This window comes from Roseomonas sp. TAS13 (assembly GCF_001950415.1).
Lineage (GTDB): Bacteria > Pseudomonadota > Alphaproteobacteria > Acetobacterales > Acetobacteraceae > Roseomonas > Roseomonas mucosa.
Genome location: NZ_BDLP01000339.1, coordinates 1 through 4,709, shown reverse-complemented (window position 1 = coordinate 4,709; position 4,709 = coordinate 1). Strand labels below are relative to the sequence as shown.

Sequence of the window (4,709 nt, the reverse complement as noted above, 5' to 3'; positions counted from 1 at the left end):
TCGCCTTACGGTGGAGCTGTGCGTAGATGTGATCAAGAGACAGGCTGGAAACCACGCGCGGCGGCGCGGCCGGGGTCGGGCTGCGGCATCCCGGCGGGCTGTGGAACGGGCGCGGGCTGCTGCTCAAGGGCCTCGCCCTGGTGCGCGAGGCGAAGCGACGCGGGCTCAGGGTGGTGCGCAACGTCCGCGGCCTCCGTGCCGAGGGCGAGGCGCGGGTCGAGCGCGTGCGCTGGGAGAGCGGCAGCCTGCCCTGCGACACCCTGCTGCTGCATGAGGGGGTGATCCCCTCCACCCATGTCTCGCGCGCCATCGGGCTGGAGCACCGCTGGGACACGGCGCAGCTCTGCTGGCGCCCGGTGCTCGATGCCTGGGGCGCCACCAGCCAGGAGCGCATCGCCATCGCGGGCGATGGCGGTGGTATCGGCGGCTGGGAGGCGGCGCTGGCCACCGGGCGGCTCGTGGCTCTGGACGCGGCGCGGCGGCTGGGCCGGATCTCCGAGGCCGAGCGCGACCACCGCGCCGGACCGCATCACGCCGCCCTCGCCGCCGCGCTGTCGCTGCGCCCCTTCCTCGATGCGCTCTATGCCCCGGCACCGGAGGTTCTGGCCCCGCGCGACGACGCCACAGTCGTCTGCCGCTGCGAGGAGGTCACGGCGGGGCAGGTCCGCCTCGCCGCCCGCCTGGGTGCCACCGGTCCCAACCAGGCCAAGGCCTATCTGCGCGCGGGCATGGGACCCTGCCAGGGGCGGATGTGCGGCACCACCGTGGCGGCGCTGATCGCCGCGGAGCGGGGCTTCTCCATCGAGGATGCCGGGACCCTGCGCCCCCGCGCGCCCTTCAAGCCGCTGACGGTGGGCGAGCTCGCTGCCCTGCCGCCAGAGGAAGTGGCCTGAGCGCCTGCCGCCGCCGGCATCCGGCGGCGGCAGGCAGCAGGGCACTTCCCGCTGACCGGGTGGCCGGAGGCGCCGCCCGGAATTCCTGCCACCAACTGAAAGTCATTCCATGATCCGACGCCATGCCCGCACCCCCATCATGCACCGCGTGGTGGAGCATAACGGCGTGCTGTATTTCGGCGGCATTGTCGCCGACGACCGTTCCCTTTCCATGAAGGGCCAGACCGCGCAGATCCTGGCCAAGGTCGGCAAGCTGCTGGAGGAGAACGGCAGCGACAAGGGCAAGGTCCTGGCCGCCACGCTCTACATCACCGACATGGCGCTGAAGGACGAGATGAACGCCGCCTGGACCGAATGGTTCGGCGCGGAGGACCTGCCGACCCGCGCCACCATCGGCGTCGCCGATCTCGGACCGGACACGCTGATCGAGGTGGTGGTCACCGCCGCGCGCGGCTGACCGGTCCACGTCGCGCTCCGGGTTGGCCCCCGGGGGAGAGGCTCTGCCTCTCGCCCCGGACCCCCTCTTCGCCGGGGACCGAAGCCGGTCCCCGGACCCCGGGCTTGCGTTGGCTCCACATGGTGGCCGTCAGCCCTCGGGTTGATCCCTGGGCGCAGGTGGAGACGCGGGGTGCCTGAAAAGAAAGATACCGTGTTGAAGGGCAAGAGGGATGAGAGGGTATACGTGCTCCCGACCGAAAGCGGGCCATCGCTTCCGTCCACGATGTCAGTCTGCTTCCACGCTGATTGGCAAGCAGATGTGGCACTCCACGCCTTCGGGATGGAAGCCGAGCTTCACCGTGCCGCCGAGATCATGCACCAGCCCGCGTTCCAGCAGCCTCGAACCGAAACCACGGCTGGGCGGCGGGATAACGGGCGGGCCGCCGTGCTCGCGCCACAGGATATCCACGAACCGGCTGCCCCCCTTGCCCTTGCGCAGGCTCCAGCGGACAGCCACGCCGCCCTCGGGCACCGACAGCGCGCCGTACTTCGCCGCGTTGGTGGCCAGCTCGTGGAAGGCCAGCCCGAGCATCTCCACCGCGCTGGCCGGCAGCCGTACCGGCGGGCCTTCCAGGGTCACGCGGTCGGCGTCGCCGTAAGGGAGCAGTGCGCGCTCCACCACCTCGGCCAGCGGAGCCCCGTCCCCGTCGCCGCTGGTGAGCAGCTCGTGCGAGCGCGCCAGGGCGATTAGCCGGGCGGTCAGCACGTCCCGCACCTCCGGGCTCACGCCGGCCCGGTGCAGGGTCTGGCCCGCGACCGCCTGCACGGTGGCCAGGACGTTCTTTACCCGGTGCCCCATCTCGGCCAGCCGCAATGCCCGGCGCTCCTCCTCGGTCCGGCCCGCGGTGTCGTCGCGGAACACGTTGAGGAAGCCCTCCACGCGCCCGTCGCCGTCGGTCAGCGGCATCATCGACCCGCTGGCCCAGAAGCGGGCGCCGTCACGCCGCAGGTGCCAGCGCTCGTTGAGCGCGCGCCCGTGCTCCCTCGCCCGGCACAGCTCGCCCACGAATACGCCGGCGGCGCGGTCCTCAGCGGTGAAGAACACCTCGCCCGAGCGGCCGAGGATTTCGGGCTCAGCGTAGCCCAGGATGGCGCGTGCCCCGGCGTTCCAGCCGGTGATCTGCCCGCCGAGGTTCATAGTGATCACGGCGTAGTCGGTCGCGCTGTGCAGCAGCCGCTCGGCGTGCTCGAGCTTCGCCCGCAGGATCCTGTTCTCGGCTCTGAGGGCCGCGACAGAGTCGGACGATAGCTCATCAGGCTGATGCCCGCCTCCGTCCACCCAGGGTGAGGACGTCTCGGAGGAGGTGTGCCCGTCCAGGTTCGGTGTGGCACCGGTGGCAGGCTCCGTCGACACTCGCAGGCTCCACGTAACACGTTCGCAGGGCCTCTCCCCTGCCAGTCACGGCAGCGGTTGACTGTCGGCTTCCGTACACTTGGCACGGGCAAGCCAGCATCATCGGATCCAACGGGGGGAGATGCGATTCACCAATAATTCTGGGCCGAGGGTTTGCTCAAGACCTTCTGTCCCCTATGTCTTGGGCATCACCCGCGGAGACCCTCCGGCGCGGGTGGCTGAGAGATGCCAAGCACTCCCGCCGACACCTGTCGCCTGGGATCTGTTCTTGGCCCATTCGTCCGCACCCGTGCCGCGCAACCGTCTGCTCGCTGCCCTCCCAGCCGAGAGCCTCAATAGGCTCTGGCCCCAGCTGGAGCCGGTCGAGATGGCCCTCCGGCAGAACCTGATGATGCCGGACGAGCCGATCACGGCGGTCTACTTTCCCGAGGTGGGCTGGGCCTCGATGCTGGCACTGCTGGCGGACGGCAACTCCGCCGAGGTCGGCCTCATCGGCAACGAGGGCATGATTGGCCTGCCCCTGTTGCTGGGAGTTGATAGCGGCGCCGTGGAGGCCCTGGTGCAGGGACCCGGTACCATGCTGCGGCTGGGCGCCAGCGCCTTCCAACAGTCCCTGGAGGAGATCCCCGAGCTGGAGCGGCTGCTGATGCGCTACGCCCTGGCCTTCCAGGAGCAGGTCACCCAGACCGCGGCCTGCAACGGCCACCACGCCTTGGACCAGCGGCTGGCGCGCTGGCTGCTGATGGCCCACGACCGGGCCGAGGGCGACGAGTTCCCGATGACGCAGGAATTCCTCGCCCTGATGCTGTGCGTGCACCGTCCTGGCGTCACCGTGGCGGCTCGGCTGTTCCAGCAAGCTGGACTGATCCGCTACGGCCAGGGCCGGATCGTGATCGCCGATCGCGACGGCCTCGAAGCCGTCGCCTGCGAGTGCTACGGCGCCGTACGGCGCCGCTTCGGTCACCTGCTAGGTTTGGCCAAGGGCTGACCGTGTCTGCTCGTTAAGGGCCTTTCGGAAGCGGCTTGCCGCCGAAGCTAAGTCTGCTGTCCACCTTACCCGGCGCTTCCCCGGATTAGATGCCGGATTAGATGACCGTCATGGTTCTCGGCTTCCAATGCAAAAGGCCTTTGCGATCGAACTATCGCGTGCGCGAAGACCAGGAGCTTCCGAGCGATCACCAATAGAATGACTTTTGGGGGCTTACCCGCCGCCCTCATGCGCTGCACGAAGCCGGCCAAGGCAGGATTGCGGCGCCTGCTGCTAAGCGCACACATGTACAGCGCACGACGAAGGCGCTCCGTTCCCATCCTGCTGATGCGGCCTGGGCGGCGTACTGTGCTGCCGGAGCTGTACTCCTGAGGGGACAAGCCGGCAAAGGCTGCAAGGCCCTTCGGGGGGAACCTATCAATGTTTGGCACTTCGGCCAGCAGCACAGGGGCAGTGACTGTCCCGATCCCTGGTATGCTCAACAACAGCTCATGGTTACGGCTCAGCACAGGATCGGATGCCACCACTTCCTGCACCGCATCCATGACAGCTTCGATCTCCCGATCCAGCCAATCCAGGTGAGCCGCGATCGAAGCAGCAACCGCAGGTGATGCCGTTCCGGACTTCTGGCGATTTATCTCCTGGACTCTTGCGACCTTCAGCCCCTCGCAGCGGCGCACCAATTCGCGCAACTCCCGCAGATGAGTGGCCGGTGGCACCCAGGCCGAAGGGTCATGTGCCCGGCAGGACCGGGCGATTGAGGCTGCGTCCAGTTTGTCGGTCTTGTTGCGCAGCAGTTCGCTTTGCCCGTAGGCCTTGACCCGCATACCGTGTCCACGCCCGTGGCACCGGCAGTCCGCCGGAGAGCCATGCTCTCCGGCGCGATCCGGCGTCAGCGAGAACCAACTCATCGGGTCCAGGGCACGCCGTGTCCTGGCGGATAAGGGGGGCCGGGGGAAAAGGCGGAGCCTTGTCC

5 protein-coding genes are annotated in these 4,709 nt (G+C 68.9%); 3 read left to right on the top strand and 2 right to left on the bottom strand.

Going from position 1 to position 4,709, the window contains the following annotated elements; all coding sequences use genetic code 11:
• Nucleotides 1–173: 173 nt before the first annotated feature.
• Nucleotides 174–893 carry a (2Fe-2S)-binding protein gene (locus ROTAS13_RS19610; RefSeq protein ID WP_253187718.1) on the top strand — a complete coding sequence of 240 codons (720 nt, stop codon included), beginning with the start codon at nt 174–176 and terminating at the stop codon, nt 891–893.
• 109 nt (nt 894–1,002) lie between these two features.
• Nucleotides 1,003–1,350, top strand: coding sequence for a RidA family protein (locus ROTAS13_RS19605; protein ID WP_019462035.1), 348 nt, complete (start codon nt 1,003–1,005; stop codon nt 1,348–1,350).
• Between the two features lie 267 nt (nt 1,351–1,617).
• Here the strand turns inward: ROTAS13_RS19605 and ROTAS13_RS28515 are convergent, their stop codons facing one another.
• On the bottom strand, nt 1,618–2,745 hold the full coding sequence (locus ROTAS13_RS28515; RefSeq protein WP_289781964.1) for a sensor histidine kinase: 1,128 nt from the start codon (nt 2,743–2,745) through the stop codon (nt 1,618–1,620).
• Between the two features lie 268 nt (nt 2,746–3,013).
• On the opposite strand from ROTAS13_RS28515, the gene ROTAS13_RS19595 reads away from it, so the two are divergent.
• The gene (locus ROTAS13_RS19595; RefSeq protein WP_226945969.1) at nt 3,014–3,733 is read left to right on the top strand and encodes a Crp/Fnr family transcriptional regulator; all 720 of its coding nucleotides are present in this window, start codon (nt 3,014–3,016) and stop codon (nt 3,731–3,733) included.
• A 65-nt stretch (nt 3,734–3,798) separates the two neighbouring features.
• Here ROTAS13_RS19595 and ROTAS13_RS19590 read toward each other — a convergent pair whose 3' ends face one another.
• Nucleotides 3,799–4,560 carry an IS110 family transposase gene (locus tag ROTAS13_RS19590; protein WP_075823163.1) on the bottom strand — a complete coding sequence of 254 codons (762 nt, stop codon included), beginning with the start codon at nt 4,558–4,560 and terminating at the stop codon, nt 3,799–3,801.
• Nucleotides 4,561–4,709: the final 149 nt, after the last annotated feature.

Coding starts and splice junctions, on each gene's coding strand:
- ROTAS13_RS19605 (WP_019462035.1), top strand. CDS start 1,003: ATGATCCGACGCCATGCCCGCACCCCCATCATGCACCGCGTGGTGGAG.
- ROTAS13_RS19590 (WP_075823163.1), bottom strand. CDS start 4,560: ATGCGGGTCAAGGCCTACGGGCAAAGCGAACTGCTGCGCAACAAGACC.